Origin of the sequence: Halorussus marinus (genome assembly GCF_004521895.1) — an archaeon.
Classification (GTDB): Archaea; Halobacteriota; Halobacteria; order Halobacteriales; family Haladaptataceae; genus Halorussus; species Halorussus marinus.
Genome location: NZ_SBIR01000001.1, coordinates 188,434 through 208,750, shown reverse-complemented (window position 1 = coordinate 208,750; position 20,317 = coordinate 188,434). Strand labels below are relative to the sequence as shown.

Here is a 20,317-nt window from a genome sequence, read left to right as displayed (position 1 = left end):
ATGAGTAATGAAAAAAGGAACAACGACGGTATCGACGCACAGCGCCAGGCGTTCGCTGACGCGTTCGACCTGGAAGCAGATCCGCTCGCGAAGTACGAAGAACAGTTTCAGACCCTCGATGTCGACCCTCTCGAGGTATACATGAAGGAGGTTCTGGAGTCGAGAGGACTCTCGACGAGTCGAGAGAACGATTATCGCAGGATCTTCCGGCAGTTCAAAGAGCACATGGAAGAACAGGGTCGGCACCCCGCCTGCGCAAACACGGGTCACATCACGAGTTTCGCCGAAGCGCAGCGGACGGATCGAGGTCATGATGTCGGGACTATCAAAGCGCACCTACGCGCGCTGAACCGAGTCTATCAGTATTGGCAGCGCGAATCGGTGTTTCCTCACGGTAAGGACTTCAACCCGATCAAGGCCGCTCGCGAAAAGATCCCGTTCCGGGAATGGAAGAGTGAAGAACCCGACAAAGATCATCCAAATGTTCCCCTCGAAGACCTGCAAGAGGGAGTCAGGGCGATCAAGCACATCAGAGACAGATGCTTTGTCTGCAAGCAACTCAAACTCGGGATGCGAGCAGGAGCGGTCTGCAACAGTAAACTCAAAGACGTGAGCATCCAGCACCCCGACATCGAGGAGAGCTATCCGGAACTGGGAACTCATCCCCAGATTCGTGACTACGAAAATGCGATCTACATCCCGCCGGCTGACGAGCGGGATGGGAACAAGTCCAAACGAGGGCGCGTCCTGCCGCTGGACGACGAAATGCGTCAACTCCTTGTCCAGTGGCTGCTCATTCGGCCTGACAACGGTGAGCCGTGGCTGTTCCTCTCTGACCATCGACACGATCAACTGTGGCCGAAAAGGATCAACGAGGCGTGGAAGACCGGATTCCATCCCAAGTACGCCGAAACCGAGCAACACGAAGCAGTGACGAGTCACTTCGGTCGACACTGGTTCTCCAGCTTCTGGCGTATCGACCAGGATCTCAACCGGGAACTAGTCAAGTACATGCGCGGAGACGCGATCGGCGACGCAGCAGTCGACTACGGCGAAGCGATCGACGTGTATCTCCACACGTACTACGAGGACATCGAGAACATCTACCGTGAGAACGTCTTCAAGTTAGGTATCGGACCGTATTGACCCCGGTATCGGAAGAACCTTCTTTGGAACCCTTATTACCGATGCCTTTTAGTATACATGTCGATAGAACAGACTATGCCCCGAAATTATCACTGGGTGAATACCAATAGCGGTCGACTTCCTGACGGCGATCCTGGAACAGAAATCTATGCACATAACGTAGTTGCCACCTTCGGTGACTACGATGAGTTCGGCTATCACCTAGAAAATCTATCACAAGGTGATGCAGTGTTCTCTTATCAAAACGGGGTCGGTGTCCGAGCTGTTGGGCTTGTTGTTGGCGATTTCGATGAGAAGCCTGTTGAGCCGAGTAATATGATATTCCATAGTGCTGATAGTGGCGCCAATGAATACCATGTGCCTGTTCGGTGGCAGGTCGTTCTAGACGAAGAGGCAGCGATTACGCATGACGAAGTGGAGCAAATTACTGGACAACCACTTCAGGGAACCGGTACCTATGCACCCGTAAATGATGTTTCGAATCCCGAACTACTGGCTGACGTGATTTACGGTCGTACTCGAGACTAGACACTCCACTTACCAGTCTACATTCAATACTATTGAGACATCAAAACTAGCCAGCAACTGCTAGCGGATCTTCGTTTCCGAGCATCCCGCTCGTGGTGATGATCGCGGCCTTCTGTTCAGTAATCCGCTTTCGCTGGCCGTTTCGTCCGGTGACGAACCGCGCGTGGGATTTCGCTCGTCGAAACGCGTCTGCGTCGCGAACGAACTCGGGATACTGCCGAAGCATCTCGGTGACTTGCTTGCCCATCCCGTCGACGTAACAGGGGATGTCGTACTCCTCGCAGATGAGCATCATCTCCTGCGTCCGACCGATCGCGAACGCGGGAACGACGACCGTCCCGCCCTCCCACAGCGTCGTCTTCACGCTCTCTGCGAACCGTTTCTCCACCACGGATCGGTCCTCGTGGTCGACGTCGGCGTAGGTGCTCTCGCAGATGACGGCGTCGGCGTCGGGTCGCCCAGTCGTCCCCGAGACCAGACGCTGGTCGTCGGTGTGGAAGTCGCCGGTGTAGAGGAGTCGCGTCTCCCCGTCGTCGACGAGGACGTGCGCGCTCCCCGGGATGTGGCCCGCGTTGTAGAAGGTCACCTCGTAGCCCGCGGCGTCGAAGGGCTCGCGGTACCCGTGGGTGTTCGACACCTGCGTGACGCGCTTGCGGTCGGTCTCGGTGAACGGGCAGTGGTACGACCCCCCATGCAGTTTGAGCGTGTCTCGCGCGAGCGTCAGCGTGAGTTCGTACGTCGGCGGCGTCCAGTGAATCGGCGGCCGCGCCTCGCCCGAAAGCAGGGCCGGTACCGTGCCGACGTGGTCGAGGTGGCCGTGGGACACCACGACCGCGTCGGGAGTCGGCGTCTCGACCGGAAACTGCGGGGGGTTGTCGGTCAGCATCCCGAAATCGAGGAGAAGAGAGTCGTCGACGAGAACGGCGCTCCGGCCGATCTCGCGGGCCCCGCCGAGAAACTCGATGTCCATCGGTCGTCGATAGTCGGTCGAGGCCTTTTCGTTCGTCGGTTCTCCGATCGCGGCGCGACCCGGCGCTCGCGACCGAACTCGCCGGACGCCCGCCGACAGAACGCTCAAAGGCGCCCGGACCGTAGGTCGACCGAATGGATCGGACGCTCGAACTCCCGAACGGCGAGACGGTCGCGCCCGACGACGTGTTCCTCTACAACAACTACCCCTACCGCGTCGCGTTCCCGGACGAGGCCGACTACGAGTTCGCGCTCTCGCCGCTCCACTGGGGCGGCGGCGAGATGGACGTGCCGTTCCGCGACCGGACGGCGCTCGTCGAGCAGTGGGGACCCGACTCCCGCGGCACGCTGTCTCCCGACGAGTGGGAGCAGTGGCTGGAGGAGGCCCGCCACAACGATCGGATCGGCGACGGCGAGGTCGACGCGCTCGCCCGCGAGCTTCCGGTCTCGGGCGGCGACTCGGCCCGGGACGGCGGACTGGTCGGTCGACTCCGGCGGGCGCTCGGGCTCTGAACCCACCGTCGGCCGGTCGTCGCCGACCGCGAGGACGACGCCATCGCGATCCGGTCCGGCGACGTCGTTTCGTCGCCATTCAAATGGCCGGCGCGTCCACACCCGAGCGATGACAGACGACGAGCCGTTCCGGGTCGCGATCAAGGACAGCGCGACCGACGCGAACGAGGCGGCGTGGCAGTTCGGGCGGGCGGAGGGCGAGACCGCCGAGTTCGACTCCGAGGCCGACGCTCGGCGCCGCGCCCGCGAGCTCTCGGCGGCGGGCGAGACGCCGCTCAAGATCCAGCGGGCGGCCCCACAGGACCCCTCGGACGCCGACGCCTACCTCGTCGCGTGGCCCGAGCGCCGCCGCCGGGACCCCGACGGCACGCCCGCCCGGGGGCTGACCTTCGACACCGCGGCGAACCAGTACGGCGCGCTCGGCGAGGCGGTCGTCTGCTCGCCGGCGGTGAACCCGCCGGTGCTGGCTCACTTCGCCCGGGTCGATCCGGCGCTCCCCGACGAGGACCTCCGGATCGAACTCGACGCCGACCCCGAGCCCGTGGTCGTCGGGGCGTCGCGTCGGTGGGTGCCCGACTGCCGGGCGACGGTCCGGCTCGGCCCCGACCGGCCGGTCCTGACCGAGTACTGGTGTGAGGTCAAGACCGGCGACGGCTCGTTCGAGCGGAGCCAGCGCGAGGCGATGACCGCCAAGGCCGGCGAGGCGACCGTCCTCAAGATCCGGGTGGACGTGACCGAACTCCCCGACAGCTACACCGCGTGGGTCCGGAAGGTCGACCCCGAGGAGGGCGACGGAACCGACGTGCGGGTCAACGCCACCCTCGACAGCTACGAGTGAGCCGCGGTCGGGCGCCCGCGACGCTCGCAACACGCGCACCTTCCGGGCGTTTCAAGCACCCGCCCGACCAAGCCGACGCCATGACGCTGGTCGCGTTCGACTTCGACGGGACGCTCTCGGACTCGGAGATGACGGTGTTGCTCGGCGAGCGGATGGGAGTCGCCGACGAGATGGCCGACATCACCGAGCGGGCGATGAACGACGAACTCAGCTACGCCGAGAGCCTCAGAGACAGGGCGGCCCTGCTGGAGGGTCTCTCGACCGACGGGGCCAAAGCGGCCTTCGACGAGGTCGCGCTCCGGCCCGACGCCGCCACGGTGATCCGCGAGCTCGACGAGGCGGGCGTGACGACCGCGATCCTGACCGGCGGGTTCGAGCGCGGCGTCGAGGCCGCGCTGGCGAAGGCGGGCGTCTCGGTCGACGTCGTGGTCGCGAACCGCCTGCCCGTCGAAGACGGCCGGCTCACCGGCGCGGTCGAGGGGCCGCTCATCGAGGGGACCAAAGACGACGCGCTCGAACGGCTCGCGGGCGAGCGCGAGATCCCCATCAGCCGGACGATCGCGGTCGGCGACGGCGCTAACGACCTCCCGATGCTGGAGGTCGCGGGGCTCGCGGTCGGGTTCGCGCCAAAGCCCGCCGTCCGGCCGGCCTGCGACGCGGTGGTCGGCTCGATGGAGGAACTGCGGGACGTGCTCGACGAGGAGGAGCTGTTCGGATGAGCTGATACCGGCCGCCTCAGGGTTCGAGTGATCCGCGGCGCGCTCGCCCGGTCGCGACGAGCGAGCGATCGACAGCACGAACCACCTGTTCGGCCGACGCGAGCGAACCGAGACGACCCGGACCGCGGCCAGCCTTTTGCCGACGCGGTCCCACGGGTCAGGCATGCCAACAGTCGCGATCGTCGGTGCGGGCGTCGCCGGGCTCGGAGCCGCCTACCGCCTTCGAGAAACCGACGCCGAGGTGATCGTCTTCGAGCGCCGCGAGTCGGTCGGCGGCCGGGCCGCGACCCGGCGGCGGAACGGCTGTACCGTCGACGTGGGCGCGAACTACTGCAAGGACGGCGACGACCGGGTCGCCCGCCTCCTGCGCGAGGAGCTCTCGGACGGGCTGGTCGAGGCCGACGGCCCGGTCTGGACGTTCGACGCCGACGGCGAAATCTCGGAGGGTCGGGGCGACGACGGCTCGAAGTGGACCTACCGCGAGGGGCTGGCCGCGCTCGGCGACCGACTCCGGGCGGCGAGCGACGCCGCCGTGCGGACCGGAACCGAAGTCACGGGACTCGAACGCGACGGCGATCGGTGGCGGGTCGAGACCCGCGACGTCGGCGGGTCGGTCGACGGTGACGGCGACGGCGCGACCGTCCGAGCCGACGCCGTCGTGCTCACGCCGCCCGGGCCGACGACCGCCGACCTGCTCGCCGACAGCGAGTTGGGCGACGACGGGCTTCGGTCGACGCTGGTCGAGGCCGCGTCGGCGGTCCCCTACCGGACGATTCTGTCGGTCGCGCTCGGCTACGGCGACCGCATCGAGGCGCCCTACTACGCGCTGGTGAACGCCGACAAGGACCACGTCCTCGGGTGGGTCGCCCGCGAGGAGTGCAAGCCCGGCCACGTTCCCGACGGCGAGAGCGTGCTGGTCGTCCAGCCCGCGCCCGAGTGGTCCCGGCGGCGCTACGACGACCCCGACGACGAGCTCGCGGCGGCGGCCGCCGAACGGGCGGCCGACCTGCTCGACGATACCGCCCGCGAGCGGTTCGACTGGGCGGAGGTGGTGCGGTGGCGCGAGGCCCTACCCGACGCGGGCGCCGACCGCGAGGCGCTCGACCGGGGCGCCGACGCCGGCCTCTTTTTCGCGGGCGACTGGGTGGTCGGCGAGGGGCGACTCCACGCCGCGCTCGCGAGCGGACTGGACGCCGGCGACCGGGTCGACGCGGACCGCTGATCGGTCCCGCCGAGGTCAGGCCGACCGGGAGAGCAACACCACCGACGCCCCCGAGACGACCGTCACCGCGAGGACGTGGCCGACGATGGCGACGAGCAACACCGGCCGGTCGCCGACGAACGGGACCAGCGCCAACTGGACGAGGGCGAACCCGATCGTCAGCAGGTCGGCCCGGCGGAGTCGCGCCCGGGTCGGGGCGTCGAGCGTCCGCCGGTACCGGACCGACCGGGAGAGCCCGACGACGCTGGCCCACCAGCCGGTGCCGATCCGGTAACAGAGGTCCCAGAGCACCAACAGCGCGAGGTACACCGCCGGCACCGGGAGCGCCGGCCCGAGGAGGGCGGTCAAAAGCGGGCGCCGGCCGACGCCCGCGCCGCCGGCGAGCAGGGCGGTCACCAGCGCGACGAACGCTAGTACGCCAAGCACCACCTCGATGCTCGTCCCGAACAGGAGCCGGGGGTAGGCCGGCGGCGCCGACGACGCCCGGATCTCGCGGCTGAGCGCGAGCATGAGATAGCTCCCGGCGGCCGCGACCCCCACCGCGGCGGTGCCCGCGGGCACGGCCGACCAGAGGTCGTAGCCCGCCGCGAGCGCGAGCATCGCGCCCTCGAACAGCAGGAACTGAACGGTCACCGCGGCGGTCGGCGAGAGGTCGACCCCGGGGATCGCGCCGACGATGCTCTCGTACACCCACGTCTCGCCGTACTCGGGGGTCGGGGAGTCGGAGTCGCCACCGGCGTCTCCCGCCATCAGTCCCCGCCCGCCAGTGCGCGCTTGACCGCCGCGTCGAACGGCGTCAGTTCGACGGGAACGAGTTCGCGAATCCGTTCGTCGTCGGCGACGACGGGGTTTTTCAGTCCCTCGACGAGCGGCCGGGCGACGCTCGCGGGCACGTCGGTCACCAGCCGGAGCCAGTGGGCAGACAGCGTCGGCGTCAGGACCGGCACCGGAACGAGCACGAGCGGTCGGCCGGCGGTCCGGGCGGTTCGGCGGAGCATCTCGGCGTAGCTCAACACCTCCGGGCCGCCGATCTCGTAGGTCCCGCCCGCGGTCTCGGGGGCGTCGAGGACCCCGACGAGGTACGCCACCACGTCGGCGACCGCGATCGGCTGGCAGTCGTTGCGGACCCACCGCGGGGTGATCATCACCGGGAGCTTCGAGACCAGTTCGCGCATCAGTCGGAAGCTCGCGCTCCCGTCGCCGACGATCACCGCGGCCCGGAGCACCGTCAGGTCGAACTCGCCGCCCGCGAGGATCGACTCGACCTCCCGGCGGGATTTGAGGTGGGCCGAGAGGTCGTCGCCGGTCTCGCCCAGTCCGGCGAGATAGACGACCCGCTCGAGCGGCGACTCGCGGGCGGCGTCGACGAAGTTCCGGGCCGCCGCGCGGTCGCGGGCCGCGAAGTCACCGCCGGTCTGCATCGAGTGGACGAGATAGTAGGCGGCGTCGACGTCCGCGAAACAGCCCTCGAGGCTCTGTGGGTCGAGCAGGTCGGCTTCGACGACCGCGACCCCGTCGGGCGGGTCGTAGCGCTCGGCGTCCCTGACGAGCGCGACCACCTCGTGGCCCGCATCGATCAGGGCCGGCACCAGCCGGCCGCCGACGAATCCCGTCGCTCCGGTCACCAGCACGCGCATTGGCGGCGGGTTCGGACCGAGGGGTCATAACTGTCGGTGCAAGAGCGGTCCGCGGCCCGAAAAGAGTCGTCAGGTCTGCCCGCTCAGTCGCCCAGCGTCTCGCCCGGTGCGGGGCGCTCGCCGAGCGTCACCTCGACGGTCCGGCGCTCGCCGTCGCGAAGGATCTGCATCGAGATGGTGTCGCCGGGCCGATACCGCACGAGGGCGCTCGCGAGGTCCTCCTGCGAGGCGACCGGCTGGCCCGCGACCTGCAGTACCACGTCGCCGCTCTGGATCGCGCCGTCGGCGGGCGACCCGGAGATGACTTGCTGGACCAACACGCCGGACGTGACGTTGAGTCCGGCCTGCTCGGCGACCGCCGGCGACACGTCTCTCGACGAGATGCCGAGGAACGAGTGGGTGTACGAGCCGTTCTGGATCAACGCCGGGACGACGCGCTCGACGCGAGTCGACGGCACCGCGAAGCCGATGTTCTCCCCGCCCTGGGCGCCCGCGGTGTTGACCCCGACGACCGTCCCGGTGCAGTCGACCAGCGGCCCGCCGCTGTTACCCGGGCTGATCGCCGCGGTCGTCTGCAGGGTGTTGGGAATCGTGAACTGCGGGCCGCCCTCCTGGCCCGCCGGGAGCGAGCGGTTGGTCCCGCTCACGATGCCGTCGGTGATGGTGCCCTGAAGCCCGAGCGGGCTCCCCAGCGCGGCGACCCGCTGGCCGGTCTCGGGGTGGCCCGACTCGACGGCGAGCGGGTCGGCGTAGTCGGGCACGTCGTCGACCTCCAGCACCGCGAGGTCGCTGTACGCGTCGGTGCCGACGACCTCGGCGGTCCGCCACTGGCCGCGGTCGAACTGGACCTCGACCGTCTCGGCGTCGGCGACGACGTGTTGGTTCGTGACGATTCGCCCCGACTCGTCGTAGACGAAGCCCGATCCGAGTCCGCCGCCGCCGTCGGTTCGGACCTGAATGGTGACGACCGACCGGATCGTCTCGTCGTACAGCGATTCGAAGTCACAGGTCTGCTGTGTCCCCGTGTCGGCGGCGACCCCGATCGCGGACGGACTGCCCGCCACGACTGCGGTGGCCGGTGTGACACCGACGAGCGCGACTGTCAGTAGTACCGCTGGTATTCGCATGGACAACCCGGACGACAGCGACGAGTAAGAAAGTCGTGGCCGAGCGCCGCCGGCGGACGAATCGGCCGGCCCGGACGGACCGACGGCGCTCAGTTTCCGAACAGGCTGGTGTGGACCGGCGCGAACGACTCCTGGTCGGCGTCGCTGACCGCCCGGCCCTCGACGCCGGCCGCGAGGAAGTCCCGGATCGGCGGCCCGACCTCCTCGGGTTCGACGAGGAAGGCGTCGTGGCCGTGGTCGCTCTCGACGACGTGGTGGGCGACGTCGACGCCCGCGGTCTCGAACGCGGCGGCGAGGCGCTCGGCCTGCTCGACCGTGAAGTGCCAGTCGCCGGTGAAGCTCAGGATCATCGCCTCCCCCGAGAAGCCCGCGAGCGCGTCGGCGTCCGAGTCGTAGCCCGACGCGAGGTCGTAGTCGTCCATCGCCCGGCTCAGGTAGAGGTAGCTGTTGGCGTCGAACCGGTCGACGAACTTCCCGGCCTGATAGTCGAGGTACGACTCGACCTCCCGGTAGGGGAAAAACTCCCCCGCGGGGTCGTCGGGCGCGAACCCGTCGGGGACGAGCATCCCCGCCGATCGGCGGCCGAACTTCCGGTCCATCGACTCCTTCGAGAGGTAGGTGACGTGGCCGAGCTGGCGCGCGACCGCCAGCCCCTCGTCGGGGTCGGGGCCCTCGCCGTAGTACCGGCCGCCGTTCCACGCGTCGTCGCCGGTGATGGCCCGGCGCGCGACCGCGTTGATACCGAGGATCTGGGGGTCGAGCCGGGCCGCGGTCGCGACCGGGACCACCCGGTCGACTCGCTCTGGGTACCGCTTTGCCCATTCGAGGACGTTCATCCCGCCGACGCTACCGCCGATGACCGCCCGGAGCGGCCCGACCCCGAGGTGGTCGAGGAGTCGGGCTTGTGCCCGCGTCCAGTCGGTCACGGTCACCGCCGGGAAGTCGGTGCCGTACGGCTCGCCGGTCTCGGGGTCGACGCTGGCCGGCCCGGTCGTGCCGTAACACGACCCGGGGACGTTCGCACACACCACGAAGTACTCGCGGGTGTCGACGGCCTTCCCGGGGCCGACGACGTCGCTCCACCACGCCGCGGCCTGCCCGTCCGTATTGTCTCGGGTCGAGCCGGTGACGTGGGCGCTCCCGGTGAGCGCGTGACAGATCAGGACCGCGTTGTCGCCGTCGTACTCGCCGTAGGTCTCGTAGGCGACCTCGATCGGGATCGTCCGGCCGCACTCGAACTCGAACTCGCCGAGGTCGGCGGTCGCGCGCGTCCGACTCATGTGCTCGCGTCGATCGCCCGCTCGATGTCGGCGAGCAGGTCCGCCGGATCTTCGATGCCGACCGACAGTCGCACGAGGTCGGGCGAGACGCCCGCCGCGCGCTGTTCGTCGGCCGAGAGCTGTGCGTGGGTGGTGCTCGCGGGGTGGATCACGAGGGTCTTGGCGTCGCCGATGTTGGCGAGGAAGCTCGCGAGGTCGACGGTCTCGCAGAACGACTTGCCCGCCTCGAACCCGCCGCGAGACTCGGTGTCGCGAGCGGGCGAGCCGGGGCCGTCGGCGCCGTCGAGCCCGAACGCGATCATCCCGCCGTAGCCGCCCGCCAGATACTGAGAGGCGTTGTCGTGGGTCTCGTGGCTCGCCAGCCCGGGGTAGTCGACCCACGCCACGTCCTCGTGGTCCGCGAGGTACTCGGCGACGATCGCGGCGTTCTCGCAGTGGCGCTCCATCCGGAGCGGTAAGGTTTCGAGCCCCTGGAGGGTCTGCCACGCGTCGAACGGCGACTGCTGATTCCCGAGACTCCGGAGCGCCCGGTATCGCGCGGCCGCCGCCAGCGGCGCGTCGGCGAAGTCACGCGAGAAGTCCGTGGCGTGATACGCGGGGTTCTCGCCAGCGAGTTCGGGGTAGTCGTCGGCGTGGGCCCGCCAGTCGAAGCTCCCGCCGTCGACCAGCGCGCCACCGACCGTGGTGCCGCTCCCGTGGAGCCACTTGGTGGTGGAGTTCCAGACGACGTCCGCGCCGTGGTCGAGGGGCGTACAGAGGTACGGCGTCGCGAACGTGTTGTCGACCACGAGAGGCGCGCCCGCGTCGTGGGCGATCGCGGCGACGCGCTCGAAGTCGGGGGTGACGAGCGAGGGGTTGCCCACCGTCTCGACGTGGACGTAGGCGGTGTCGTCGTCGACCGCCTCGGCGTACGCGTCGTAGTCGAGCGTGTCGACGAACCGGGGCTCGATGCCGCGCTTGCTCGCGGTGTGACGGAGGTGGGCGGTCGTCCCGCCGTAGGTGTCGGTCGAGCAGACGACGTTGTCCCCGCGCTCGGCGAGGACGAGCGTGAGCGCGTCGAAGGCCGCCATCCCCGAGGCGGTGGCGATCGCACCGGCGCCGCCTTCGAGGGAGGCGAGCCGTTCTTCGAGCGCGCGGGTCGTGGGGTTCGAGATGCGCGAGTAGATGTCGCCCTCCGCGTCGAGCGCGTAGAGGTCGGCGGCGCGGTCCGCGTCCGCGAACTCGAAGGAGGTCGTCTGATAGATGGGCGGCGCGCGCGCCCCCGTGGCGGGGTCGGCCTCCTGTCCGGCGTGGAGGCTCCGGGTGTCGAAGCGCGGCTCGTCCTCGGTGGTCATGTACTACAGGAATATTCTTCGAGTAAGTTATAACCAGCAGTTACGGTAAGGCTTGCTGGCGGAGCCGGCTCTCCGCCCGCCGGCGGTCGGCGAGCCTACCGCGTGGTGTGGATCTCCTCGGCGATCTCGTCGAGTTCGGCGTCGGTGAGGTCGGGGCGCTGGCCCGCGACCGCGTGGATCGGACTGCCGCCGTCGGCGTCGAACCGCGGGATGATGTGTCCGTGGACGTGCGGGACTTCCTGGCCGGCGGCCTCGCCGTCGTTGAACGCGACGTTGGCGGCATCGGCGTCGACCGCGTGCTGGACCGACGTGTTGAGTCGGTGGAGCACGCCGAAGACGTGGGCCGCGGTCTCCTCGGGCACGTCTTCGAGAGTCTCGTGGTGGGCCTTCGGGATGACGAGCGTGTGGCCGGGCGCGAGCGGGTTGGCGTCGAGGAAGGCCATCGCGGTGTCGTCCTCGAAGACGGTGTGGCTCGGGATGTCGCCGTCGACTATCTGACAGAAGATGCAGTCGTCGTTGCTCATGGCTGTGTTCGGTGTGGTTCGATCGGACGCCGTATCAAAGTTGAGGCTCCGCGGGGTTGACGGGCTCTGCGTTCGGCGTCCCGTCGCGGCCCGACGGCGGTCCCGTCGGTTACGACGCTCGATCGCTCACTCCCGGAGTCGGTCGCGGTCGGCGCGGTCCTCGACGTTCTCCAGCGTCTCGGTGTCGAGCAACCGCTCCAGCTTTCGCTCGAACTGCTCGTCGGTGAGTTCGCCGCGCGCGTACCGCTCGCGCAACGTTTCGAGCGCCTCGCGGTTGTTGGTCTCGGCCGTCTCGTCGCGGTCGGATTCGTCGGCGGTCCGCCCGTCGCCGTACAGGTCCGTCCACCACTCGCTGTCGGCCTCGCCGTCCGAGAGGTCTTCGAGCTCGCCGTCCCCGTCGTCGCCGTACAGGAGTTCGACCACCGGGACCACGACGACGTACCCGAACAACAGCGCCGCCAGCCACCAGTCCTGACCGGTGAAAAGCGCCGCCATCCAGATTCCGGTGACCACCGTGCTCACGATCTCGGTCGCGTTCTCCCGGAAGCGCTCGGCGGTCGAAGCAGTCATACGAGCGTACCGAGACTCGCTGACGATAAAAAATCGGGGGACGCCTATTTCGGGGTCGCCCCGACCGCACCGCCGTCCGGTCCCGACCGCTCGGCCTCGATTACAGCCGCGTCTGCACAACCGAACCCGATTTAACTCCGTAGGCAAACAGGACCCATATGAGCAGGTTCGACGAGGTAGACGACCAGTACGACCCCGACGCGGTCGAGGACCGCGTGTTCGCCTACTGGGACGAGGTCGACGCCTACGAGAAGACCAAGCGCCACCGCGCGGACGGCGAGGACTTCTTCTTCGTGGACGGGCCGCCGTACACCTCCGGGGCGGCCCACATGGGCACGACGTGGAACAAGACGCTGAAAGACGCCTACATCCGCTACCTCCGGATGCAGGGGTACGACGTGACCGATCGGCCGGGCTACGACATGCACGGTCTGCCGATCGAGACGAAAGTCGAGGAGCAGTTGGGCTTCGAGAACAAGAAAGACATCGAGGAGTTCGGCGAGGAGAACTTCATCGAGGCGTGCAAGGAGTTCGCCGAGGACCAGCTCGTCGGGCTTCAGGAGGACTTCAAGTCGTTCGGCGTCTGGATGGACTGGGACGACCCCTACAAGACCGTCAACCCCGAGTACATGGAGGCGGCGTGGTGGGGGTTCCGACAAGCCCACGAGGAGGGGCTCGTCGAGCGAGGCAAGCGCTCTATCTCCCAGTGTCCGCGGTGTGAGACCGCCATCGCCAACAACGAGGTCGAGTACGACGACGTCGAGGACCCCTCGATCTACGTGAAGTTCCCGCTCGCCGACCGGGAGGGCCACCTCGTGATCTGGACCACGACCCCGTGGACCATCCCCGCCAACACCTTCGTCGCGGTCGACGAGGACCTCACCTACCAGCAGGTGCGGGCGCAAAAAGACGGCGGCGAGGACGTACTCTACGTCGCCGAGGAGTGCGTCGAGGGCGTCCTGAAGGCCGGTCGGTACGACGACTACGAGGTCGAGGCCGAGTTCGCCGGCGAGGAGATGATCGGCTGGGAGTACGACCACCCGCTCGAGGCGGAGGTGCCCGACCACGCCGACGGCGAGGACGCCCTGCAGGTGTACGGCGCCGACTACGTCGAGGCCGACCGGACCGGGCTGGTCCACTCGGCGCCCGGCCACGGCGAGGAGGACTTCGAGCGCGGGACCGAACTCGGCCTCGACGTGTTCTGTCCGGTGGCCGGCGACGGCGTCTACACCGACGCGGCCGGGGAGTACGCCGGCCAGTTCGTGAAGGACGCCGACGACGACATCATCGCGGACCTCGAAGACAAGGGGCTGATGCTCCGGTCGGACACGGTCGAGCACAGCTACGGCCACTGCTGGCGGTGTGACACCGGCATCCTCCAGATCGTCACCGACCAGTGGTTCATCACCGTCACCGACATCAAAGACGAACTGCTCGACAACATCGAGGACAGCGAGTGGCACCCCTCGTGGGCCCGGGACAACCGGTTCCGGGACTTCGTCGAGGAGGCGCCTGACTGGAACGTCTCGCGCCAGCGCTACTGGGGTATCCCCATCCCGATCTGGACGCCCGAGAACTGGGACGGAAGCATGGACGACGTGATCGTCGTCGGCACCCGCGAGGCGCTCGCCGAGCGAGTCGATCAGGACGTCGACCCCGACGAGGTCGACCTCCACAAGCCGACCGTCGACGACCTCACCATCACCGAGGACGGGACGACCTACACCCGGGTCGCCGACGTGTTCGACGTCTGGCTCGACTCGTCGGTCGCCTCGTGGGGCACCCTCGATTACCCCGAGCGCGAAGGCGCCTTCGAGGAGCTGTGGCCCGCCGACCTCATCATGGAGGCCCACGACCAGACCCGCGGGTGGTTCTGGTCCCAGCTCGGGATGTCGACCGCCGCGACCGGCGAGATCCCCTACGACGAGGTGTTGATGCACGGCTACGCCAACATGCCCGACGGCCGCGGCATGTCGAAGTCCAAGGGCATCCTCGTCGACCCCAACGAGGTCATCGACGAGTACGGCACCGACCCGATGCGGATGTTCCTGCTCTCGTCGAACCCGCAGGGCGAGGACATGCGCTTCTCGTACGACGAGACCGAGGAGATGCAGCGGGATCTCAACATCCTCTGGAACGTGTTCCGGTTCCCCCTGCCGTACATGCGCCTCGACGGTTTCGATCCGGCGGAGACGACGCTGGAGGCGTTCGACGAGCACCTCGAACTCGTCGACGAGTGGGTGCTCGCGCGCCTCCAGTCGGTCGTCGCCGAGATGACCGACCACTGGGAGGCCTACCGGCAGGACAAGGCGCTCCACGCCCTGCTCGAGTTCGTGGTCGAGGACGTCTCGCGGTTCTACATTCAGGTGGTCCGCGAGCGCATGTGGGAGGAAGACGACAGCGACTCGAAGCTGGCGGCGTACGCCACGTTCTACGAGGTGCTGACGACGGTGGTCGCGCTGATCGCGCCCTACGCGCCGTTCGTCGCCGAGGAGATCTACGGCGCGCTCACCGGCGACGAGGGCCACGACACCGTTCACATGTGCGACTGGCCCGATCCCGACGAGTACTGGGCCGACGAGCAGTTAGAGACCGACGTGGCGCTCCTGCGCGCGGTCGAGGAGGCGGGGTCGAACGCCCGCCAGCAGGCCGAGCGCAAGCTCCGGTGGCCGGTCGCGCGCGTCGTGGTCAACGCCGACGACGATCGGACGGTCGAGGCCGTCGAGCGCCACGCCGACCTGCTGGCCGACCGGCTGAACGCCCGCGAAGTCCAGCTGGTCGCGCCCGGCGAGGAGTGGGGCGAACTCCGGTACAGCGCCGAGGCCGACATGAGCGTCCTCGGGCCCGCGTTCGGCGACGACGCCGGCCGCGTGATGGGTGCGCTCAACGCCGCGCGCGTCGACGAGCCCGACCTCGGTGGGCTCGAAGACGCGGTCGAGGCAGAAACCGGGATGGACGTCGACCTCACCGACGAGATGGTCGAGTTCGTCACCCAGACTCCCGAGGGGGTCACCGGCGTCGCGTTCGACACCGACGGCGACCGCCGCGGGGTCGTCTACGTCGACACCGAGCTCACCGAGGACATCGAGAGCGAGGGGTACGCCCGCGAGGTCATCCGCCGGGTCCAGGAGATGCGCAAGGAGATGGACCTCGACATCGGACAGCGCGTCCGGCTCGAACTGAACGTGGCCGACGACCGCGTCGCCGAACTGGTCGAGGAGCGACTCGACCTCGTGAAAGACGAGGTCCGCGCAGACGCGGTCGGCGACGTCGAGGACGGCCACCGCAAGGAGTGGGACGTCGAGGGCGTCGAGATGGAGATCGCGGTGGTGCCGGTCGCCGAGGCCGAGGCCTGAGCGCGGTCGGCCGGCTTACCCGTCGGCCCGAGCGATGGTGAACGTCCCGTCGCTCCGAACCGTGATGTGGTGTCCCTCGGCCTCGAAGACCACCCGACCCGTCCGGGAGACGCCGTCCCGAGTCGAGTCGAACAGCCGGTCGAGCGCCTCCGTGTCGACGTTTTCGTAGAGGTCGACGTCCGTGGGGTCGACATCGAGCACGTCCGCGAGATCGCTCGCGACGCGGACGCTGATGCGCTCGTCGGCGTCGTAGCGACCGACGTGGATCGCTTCGTCGTCTGTTTCCTCTGAGTCGTTCGTCATGGGTCGAAGCCGCGAGTCGCGCTCGCCGACGGACGGACGCGTCGGATCGCCGACGGGACGTCGCGGCGCTTCACTGCGTCGAGCGTCGCAGTCGACGCTAAAGAAGGTTTTGCGATTACCGTTGAGCATCTACTCGAAAGCCGGTGACGGGGACGGACGGCGTCGCGTTCGACTCGACCCGGGGTGTCCGTGCGGCCGGCGTCACCGGAGCGCGTCGGCGACCACCGGCGCGACCGACACCTCGCTGGCGGGCCGTTCGATCGTGTCGGTCCCGTAGATGGCCTCGACGCCCGCCCGCGAGAGCTTCGCGTAGGCGTCGGCCGCCAGCATCGGGTGGACGCAGGTCACGAACACTCGAGCGGCCGCACGCTCCCGGAGGAGCGCGACCGCCTCGCTCATGGTCGAGCCGGTCGCGATGATGTCGTCGGTGACGACCACGTCCCGGCCCGAGACGGCGGCGTCGCTCGGGGTCATCTCGACCTCGGTGCCCGACAGCCGGGTCTTCTCGAAGTAGTCGACGGCTCCCCGACCGTAGGCGTCGCGGGCCGCAGTCGCGATGTCGAGCGCCCCTTCGTCGGGCGAGAGGAAGACCGGATCGTCGAGGTCCGCCGGGAGCGGGTCGGCGAGTCGGCCGGCGGCGTCGAGCGGTTCGGCCGGCACCTCAAAGAACCCACAGACGCTCTCCTCGTGGGGGTTGACCGTCAGCACGCGGTCGGCGCCCGGGGATATCGCGCGGGCGACTGCGCGGGCAGAGACGGGGTGGCCCGACTCGAACGCGTCGTCCTGGCGCGCATAGCCCATGTACGGCAGGACGGTCACGACCTCCGAGACGCCCCACTCGCGGGCGGCGTCCTGCAACTGGAGGAGTTCGAGGTGGGCGTCCGAGGAGACCGTCGAGGCGACCACGATCGCGCGGTCGGTCTCGGCCTCGGCGACGCCGGGGGCGCTCGCCAGCAGTTCGCCGTCGGGGAACCTGTCGTACTCGACGCTCGCGAGCGGTTCGTCGAGCTCGGCCGCGAGCTCGGCCGCGAGCACCTGGGATGCGGACCCGCTGATAATCATACGCGAGGGGTGAACGCCGGAGGGTAAATCGGTTTTCACTCGGTCCGGCGACCGGTCACTCGTCGGTTTCGAGCGGGCCGCCGGCCGCCTCCCACTCGGTGAGGCTCCCCTCGTAGAAATCCAGTTCGGGGTAGCCAAGCGAGGAGAGTACGACGTAGGTGTGGCTGATGCGTCTGGCGGTGTTGCAGTACAGCACGACGCGCTTGTCGGGGGTGATACCGTGGGATTCGAGGACGGTCCGGAGCTCCTCGCGGGGCTTCAGCCCGCGGGTCGCCTCGTCGACCAGCGCCTTCCAGTCGAGGTTGACCGCGCCGGGGATGTGGCCCTCGGCGAACTCCCAGTCGTCGCGAGTGTCGACGAGGACGGCGTTCGGGTCCTCGACGGCGCGTTCGACCGCCTCGCGGTCGACCAGCGGGGAGTCGGCGGGCGCTCGCACCTCGTAGGACGCGGGGGTCACTTCGGGGGTCTCGCTCGACGTCTCGTGGTCGCGCATCCACGAACTGAAGTCGCCGTCGAGCAGGCGCAGATCCTCGTGACCGTAGCACTCGGCGGTGACCAGAAAGCGGGCGGCGAACACCCCGTGGGTGTCGTCGTAGGCCACGACGGTGTCGTCGGCGGTGATCCCGGCCCCGCCCACGAGGTCGGCCCACCGGTCGGCGCCGGGGAGCATCCCCGCGTCGGCGTCGTCGTCGCTCCGGAACGCATCGAACGGGACGTTGACCGCGCCGGGGACGTGGCCGATGCCGTCGTACTCCCAGGCGTCTCGCACGTCGACGATCCGCACGTCGTCTAGGTTGTCGGCGAGCCAGTCGGCGCTCGCCACGACGTTCTCGTTCATCGGCTCCGAGTTGGGACTCCGCGAGTATAGGCGTCCGGTTCCGGGCAGACTCGCGAGGGGTCGTAGCCGCCGGCAGTAATTGCCGGCTCCGGGGCCGCCGAACGTATCGGGTGTGGAAAACGAACGGCCGTTCCCGCGACAACCGGCAAGAAGTTCCGGGAGAGACGACAGTTGGCGGTACCTACCGTAGCTACCAGAACTAAACGTGAGGCGCTCCTACACGATACTGTATGAGCGAGACAGCGTACGCGAACGACGTGCTGGTCTCGGCCGACTGGGCCGAAGACCGACTGGAGGAGTTCCAGAGCGACGACCCCGAGTACCGACTCGTCGAGGTCGACGTGGACACCGAGGCCTACGAGGAGGCCCACGCGCCCGGCGCGATCGGGTTCAACTGGGAGACCCAGCTCCAGGACCAGACCCAGCGCGACATCCTCGAGAAGGGCGACTTCGAGGACCTGCTCGGGAGCCACGGCATCACCGAGGACTCGACGGTGGTCCTCTACGGCGACAACTCGAACTGGTTCGCGGCCTACGCCTACTGGCAGTTCAAGTACTACGGCCACGACGACGTGCGACTGCTCGACGGCGGCCGCGAGTACTGGGTCGAGAACGACTACCCGACCACCGACGAGGTGCCGTCGTTCTCCGAGCAGTCCTACGACGCCGCGGGGCCGCGCGAGTCGATCCGGGCCTACCGCGACGACGTCGAGAAGGCGATCGGCCGGGGCGTCCCGCTCGTCGACGTCCGGTCGCCCGAGGAGTACAGCGGCGAGGTGCTCGCGCCGCCGGGACTCCAGGAGACCGCCCAGCGCGGCGGCCACATCCCCGGCGCGAAAAACATCTCGTGGGCCGCGGTGACCAACGACGACGGCACGTTCAAGACCCGCGAGGAACTCGAAGAGCTCTACGCCGACGAGGGCATCGACGGCGAGGGCACCACCGTCGCGTACTGCCGGATCGGCGAGCGGTCGTCGGTCGCGTGGTTCGCGCTCCACGAACTGCTCGGCTACGAGGACACCGTCAACTACGACGGGTCCTGGACCGAGTGGGGCAACCTCGTGGACGCGCCGATCGAGACCGGCGAGTAGGCGCTCGCCTCGCGCCGTAGCCACGACCGACCCGTTTTGACGTTCGCCTACGTGACACAGAGAGGAGAGGTAACGACGGAGTTATGTGGCTTTAGTTAGACGAATCAAGCCGGTGAATGGTATCTCCCGGTGAACTCGTCGGCGGGCCGCTGGTGACCGACCCCCGAGCGGGCGGACTGCGACGCGATCTCCGTCGTGCGGTCGCCAGCGCCGTCATCGGACTCACGGGGTTCGTCCTCCTCATCCCGAACGTGAGCCGGCTTATCGCCTCGCCGACCTCGACGATCGAACTCGTGCTCGCGGGGGTCGGGTCGGTGGTCTCGATCGTGCTCGTGGCCGCGAGCTATCTGATCTATCGGGCCGACTTCACGACCAAGAACACGCTCCGCATCGCGGCGTGGAACACCCTCGGCGTGCTCGTTCTCGGCTCCGTGCTCGGGTTAGTCTCTCTCTACCGGCCCGTGACGGTCCCGCCGTTCGTGATCGCGACGGTGTTAGGCGTGAGCACGGCCGCCCACGTCATCATCGGCGTCAACGACGTGCGCCGGATCCGGGCCGAGGATCTCGCCACCGAACGCGAGAAGACCGCGGTGCTCAACAGGCTCATCCGCCACAACCTCCGGAACGACGCGCAGGTGCTCACGGGGTACGCCGAGAAGCTCGCGACCGACGTCGAGGACCCCCAGCTCGCCGAGGCCGCCCGCAGAGTCCACGGGAAGGCCGACTCGCTCGGGTCGATGTACGACAAGGTCGCCCGGATTCAGGAGACCATCGAGGCCGACAGCCCCGAGACCCGGCCGGTCGCGCTCGCGCCGCTCGCCGAGGAGATCGCGACCGAGTTCCGCGAGGCCCACCCGGACGCCGAGATCGACGTCGACGTCCCGACCGGGCTCGCGGCGGCGGCCAACGACCAGTTCCGGCGGGCGCTCGGAAGCGTCGTCGAGAACGCCGTCCAACACACCGACGCCGAGACGCCGCGGGTCGCGATCTCCGCCCGACAGACCCACGACCGCGTGACGGTCCGGATCGAGGACAACGGCCCGGGCATCCCCGACGACGAGGCCGCGGTGGTCGCCGGCGACCGGGCGCTGACTCAGCTCGAACACGGCAGCGGCTTCGGTCTCTGGCAGGCCAAGTGGGTGGTCGAGTCTCTCGGCGGGACGCTGTCGTTCCCCGACGACGCCGACGGCGGCGTGGTCGCGCTCCGGCTCGACGCCGCGACGTGACCCTCGCCGGCGTCGCTACTTACAAGCGGCCGGC

Annotated in this window: 19 protein-coding genes and 1 pseudogene; 9 read left to right on the top strand and 11 right to left on the bottom strand. The window is 68.6% G+C overall.

Annotated elements, in window-relative coordinates; genetic code table 11:
• Positions 1–1,146: a tyrosine-type recombinase/integrase gene (locus EPL04_RS00985; protein WP_134668587.1), complete on the top strand. Its 1,146-nt coding sequence runs from the start codon at positions 1–3 to the stop codon at positions 1,144–1,146.
• 57 nt (positions 1,147–1,203) lie between these two features.
• Positions 1,204–1,674, top strand: coding sequence for a hypothetical protein (locus tag EPL04_RS00980; RefSeq protein WP_134668585.1), 471 nt, complete (start codon positions 1,204–1,206; stop codon positions 1,672–1,674).
• A gap of 79 nt (positions 1,675–1,753) precedes the next feature.
• Here EPL04_RS00980 and EPL04_RS00975 read toward each other — a convergent pair.
• Positions 1,754–2,644 (bottom strand): annotated as a pseudogene (locus EPL04_RS00975) (MBL fold metallo-hydrolase); the annotation flags it as partial.
• Between the two features lie 134 nt (positions 2,645–2,778).
• On the opposite strand from EPL04_RS00975, the gene EPL04_RS00970 reads away from it, so the two are divergent.
• The 4 genes from EPL04_RS00970 to EPL04_RS00955 all read left to right on the top strand — a co-directional run bounded on the left by EPL04_RS00970 (position 2,779) and on the right by EPL04_RS00955 (position 5,935).
• Positions 2,779–3,156 (top strand): hypothetical protein, encoded by a 378-nt coding sequence (locus EPL04_RS00970; RefSeq protein WP_134668583.1) that lies wholly within the window; start codon positions 2,779–2,781, stop codon positions 3,154–3,156.
• Between the two features lie 109 nt (positions 3,157–3,265).
• Positions 3,266–3,994 carry a hypothetical protein gene (locus EPL04_RS00965; protein WP_134668581.1) on the top strand — a complete coding sequence of 243 codons (729 nt, stop codon included), beginning with the start codon at positions 3,266–3,268 and terminating at the stop codon, positions 3,992–3,994.
• 80 nt (positions 3,995–4,074) lie between these two features.
• Positions 4,075–4,713, top strand: a complete 639-nt coding sequence (gene serB / locus EPL04_RS00960; protein ID WP_134668579.1) for a phosphoserine phosphatase SerB — start codon at positions 4,075–4,077, stop codon at positions 4,711–4,713.
• Between the two features lie 163 nt (positions 4,714–4,876).
• Positions 4,877–5,935 (top strand): NAD(P)/FAD-dependent oxidoreductase, encoded by a 1,059-nt coding sequence (locus EPL04_RS00955; RefSeq protein WP_134668577.1) that lies wholly within the window; start codon positions 4,877–4,879, stop codon positions 5,933–5,935.
• 15 nt (positions 5,936–5,950) lie between these two features.
• On the opposite strand, the gene EPL04_RS00950 is transcribed toward EPL04_RS00955, so the two are convergent.
• The 7 genes from EPL04_RS00950 to EPL04_RS00920 form a co-directional block, all read right to left on the bottom strand.
• Complete coding sequence (locus EPL04_RS00950; protein ID WP_134668575.1) at positions 5,951–6,685, bottom strand: DUF7530 family protein; 735 nt, start codon at positions 6,683–6,685, stop codon at positions 5,951–5,953.
• Positions 6,685–7,572 carry an NAD(P)H-binding protein gene (locus EPL04_RS00945; protein WP_134668573.1) on the bottom strand — a complete coding sequence of 296 codons (888 nt, stop codon included), beginning with the start codon at positions 7,570–7,572 and terminating at the stop codon, positions 6,685–6,687. Before EPL04_RS00945 ends, EPL04_RS00950 begins: the two co-directional genes overlap by 1 nt.
• Positions 7,573–7,655: 83 nt before the next feature.
• The gene (locus EPL04_RS00940) at positions 7,656–8,699 is read right to left on the bottom strand and encodes a S1C family serine protease (protein ID WP_134668572.1); all 1,044 of its coding nucleotides are present in this window, start codon (positions 8,697–8,699) and stop codon (positions 7,656–7,658) included.
• An 89-nt stretch (positions 8,700–8,788) separates the two neighbouring features.
• On the bottom strand, positions 8,789–9,979 hold the full coding sequence (metX, locus tag EPL04_RS00935; RefSeq protein WP_134668570.1) for a homoserine O-acetyltransferase MetX: 1,191 nt from the start codon (positions 9,977–9,979) through the stop codon (positions 8,789–8,791).
• Positions 9,976–11,313: an O-acetylhomoserine aminocarboxypropyltransferase/cysteine synthase family protein gene (locus EPL04_RS00930; protein ID WP_134668569.1), complete on the bottom strand. Its 1,338-nt coding sequence runs from the start codon at positions 11,311–11,313 to the stop codon at positions 9,976–9,978. Before EPL04_RS00930 ends, metX begins: the two co-directional genes overlap by 4 nt.
• A gap of 95 nt (positions 11,314–11,408) precedes the next feature.
• On the bottom strand, positions 11,409–11,837 hold the full coding sequence (locus tag EPL04_RS00925) for an HIT family protein (RefSeq protein ID WP_134668567.1): 429 nt from the start codon (positions 11,835–11,837) through the stop codon (positions 11,409–11,411).
• Positions 11,838–11,963: 126 nt separating this feature from the next.
• Positions 11,964–12,407, bottom strand: a complete 444-nt coding sequence (locus tag EPL04_RS00920; protein WP_134668565.1) for an SHOCT domain-containing protein — start codon at positions 12,405–12,407, stop codon at positions 11,964–11,966.
• 158 nt (positions 12,408–12,565) lie between these two features.
• Between EPL04_RS00920 and ileS the strand changes: the two genes are divergently transcribed.
• Positions 12,566–15,763, top strand: coding sequence for an isoleucine--tRNA ligase (gene ileS / locus EPL04_RS00915; protein ID WP_134668563.1), 3,198 nt, complete (start codon positions 12,566–12,568; stop codon positions 15,761–15,763).
• Positions 15,764–15,778: 15 nt separating this feature from the next.
• On the opposite strand, the gene EPL04_RS00910 is transcribed toward ileS, so the two are convergent.
• From EPL04_RS00910 to EPL04_RS00900, 3 genes are all read right to left on the bottom strand, one after another.
• Entirely contained in the window at positions 15,779–16,066 is a 288-nt protein-coding gene (locus tag EPL04_RS00910) for a HalOD1 output domain-containing protein (RefSeq protein ID WP_167599385.1), read from the bottom strand.
• A 201-nt stretch (positions 16,067–16,267) separates the two neighbouring features.
• Positions 16,268–17,128 carry a ribose-phosphate diphosphokinase gene (locus EPL04_RS00905; protein WP_134668562.1) on the bottom strand — a complete coding sequence of 287 codons (861 nt, stop codon included), beginning with the start codon at positions 17,126–17,128 and terminating at the stop codon, positions 16,268–16,270.
• A 55-nt stretch (positions 17,129–17,183) separates the two neighbouring features.
• The gene (locus EPL04_RS00900) at positions 17,184–17,966 is read right to left on the bottom strand and encodes a sulfurtransferase (RefSeq protein WP_134668560.1); all 783 of its coding nucleotides are present in this window, start codon (positions 17,964–17,966) and stop codon (positions 17,184–17,186) included.
• A gap of 230 nt (positions 17,967–18,196) precedes the next feature.
• Between EPL04_RS00900 and EPL04_RS00895 the strand changes: the two genes are divergently transcribed.
• Positions 18,197–19,057, top strand: a complete 861-nt coding sequence (locus tag EPL04_RS00895) for a sulfurtransferase (RefSeq protein WP_134668558.1) — start codon at positions 18,197–18,199, stop codon at positions 19,055–19,057.
• A gap of 116 nt (positions 19,058–19,173) precedes the next feature.
• Positions 19,174–20,283: a sensor histidine kinase gene (locus tag EPL04_RS00890; protein WP_134668556.1), complete on the top strand. Its 1,110-nt coding sequence runs from the start codon at positions 19,174–19,176 to the stop codon at positions 20,281–20,283.
• Positions 20,284–20,317: the final 34 nt, after the last annotated feature.

Bases quoted from the DNA above. Each gene is read 5' to 3' on its own strand.
- EPL04_RS00985 (WP_134668587.1), top strand. From the start codon at position 1: ATGAGTAATGAAAAAAGGAACAACGACGGTATCGACGCACAGCGCCAG.
- EPL04_RS00980 (WP_134668585.1), top strand. From the start codon at position 1,204: ATGTCGATAGAACAGACTATGCCCCGAAATTATCACTGGGTGAATACC.
- EPL04_RS00970 (WP_134668583.1), top strand. From the start codon at position 2,779: ATGGATCGGACGCTCGAACTCCCGAACGGCGAGACGGTCGCGCCCGAC.
- EPL04_RS00965 (WP_134668581.1), top strand. From the start codon at position 3,266: ATGACAGACGACGAGCCGTTCCGGGTCGCGATCAAGGACAGCGCGACC.
- serB (WP_134668579.1), top strand. From the start codon at position 4,075: ATGACGCTGGTCGCGTTCGACTTCGACGGGACGCTCTCGGACTCGGAG.
- EPL04_RS00955 (WP_134668577.1), top strand. From the start codon at position 4,877: ATGCCAACAGTCGCGATCGTCGGTGCGGGCGTCGCCGGGCTCGGAGCC.
- EPL04_RS00950 (WP_134668575.1), bottom strand. From the start codon at position 6,685: ATGGCGGGAGACGCCGGTGGCGACTCCGACTCCCCGACCCCCGAGTAC.
- EPL04_RS00945 (WP_134668573.1), bottom strand. From the start codon at position 7,572: ATGCGCGTGCTGGTGACCGGAGCGACGGGATTCGTCGGCGGCCGGCTG.
- EPL04_RS00940 (WP_134668572.1), bottom strand. From the start codon at position 8,699: ATGCGAATACCAGCGGTACTACTGACAGTCGCGCTCGTCGGTGTCACA.
- metX (WP_134668570.1), bottom strand. From the start codon at position 9,979: ATGAGTCGGACGCGCGCGACCGCCGACCTCGGCGAGTTCGAGTTCGAG.
- EPL04_RS00930 (WP_134668569.1), bottom strand. From the start codon at position 11,313: ATGACCACCGAGGACGAGCCGCGCTTCGACACCCGGAGCCTCCACGCC.
- EPL04_RS00925 (WP_134668567.1), bottom strand. From the start codon at position 11,837: ATGAGCAACGACGACTGCATCTTCTGTCAGATAGTCGACGGCGACATC.
- EPL04_RS00920 (WP_134668565.1), bottom strand. From the start codon at position 12,407: ATGACTGCTTCGACCGCCGAGCGCTTCCGGGAGAACGCGACCGAGATC.
- ileS (WP_134668563.1), top strand. From the start codon at position 12,566: ATGAGCAGGTTCGACGAGGTAGACGACCAGTACGACCCCGACGCGGTC.
- EPL04_RS00910 (WP_167599385.1), bottom strand. From the start codon at position 16,066: ATGACGAACGACTCAGAGGAAACAGACGACGAAGCGATCCACGTCGGT.
- EPL04_RS00905 (WP_134668562.1), bottom strand. From the start codon at position 17,128: ATGATTATCAGCGGGTCCGCATCCCAGGTGCTCGCGGCCGAGCTCGCG.
- EPL04_RS00900 (WP_134668560.1), bottom strand. From the start codon at position 17,966: ATGAACGAGAACGTCGTGGCGAGCGCCGACTGGCTCGCCGACAACCTA.
- EPL04_RS00895 (WP_134668558.1), top strand. From the start codon at position 18,197: ATGAGCGAGACAGCGTACGCGAACGACGTGCTGGTCTCGGCCGACTGG.
- EPL04_RS00890 (WP_134668556.1), top strand. From the start codon at position 19,174: ATGGTATCTCCCGGTGAACTCGTCGGCGGGCCGCTGGTGACCGACCCC.